Raw genomic sequence first — 397 nt, 5'->3', positions numbered from 1 at the left:
ACGCGCGGGTCGACACGTCCTCCGGGACGTCGCGCGTGAGGCGGGCGACCGCCCACGTGCCGACGCTCGCGACGCCGACCGCGACGAGCGGGGCGAGCAGCGCGGGGATGAGCACCTTCGCGGCGACGCCGCTCCAGATGACGCCCTGGGTCCCGACGGCCGCGAGCACCGAGCCCACGACGCCGCCGATCAGCGCGTGCGACGAGCTCGACGGGATGCCGAGCAGCCAGGTCAGCAGGTTCCAGGTGATGCCGCCCACGAGCCCCGCGAGGACGACCTCGAGGGTGATGACGTTCGCGTCGACCAGGCCCTTCGCGATGGTCGCCGCGACGGCCAGGGAGAGGAACGCCCCGACCATGTTGAGGACGGCGGAGAGGGCGACGGCGGTCTTGGGCTT

1 protein-coding gene is annotated in these 397 nt (G+C 73.6%); it reads right to left on the bottom strand.

The features are described 5' to 3' along the window. Positions 1–397, bottom strand: a 397-nt coding sequence (locus tag G3I78_RS50200; RefSeq protein ID WP_203616614.1) for an inorganic phosphate transporter, incomplete at both ends; no start/stop codon positions are given.

This window comes from Streptomyces sp. SID13726, from assembly GCF_010548375.1.
Classification (GTDB): domain Bacteria; phylum Actinomycetota; class Actinomycetes; order Streptomycetales; family Streptomycetaceae; genus Streptomyces.
The sequence above is the reverse complement of the archived record's forward strand: the minus strand, read 5'-3'. Positions and strand labels throughout refer to the sequence as shown.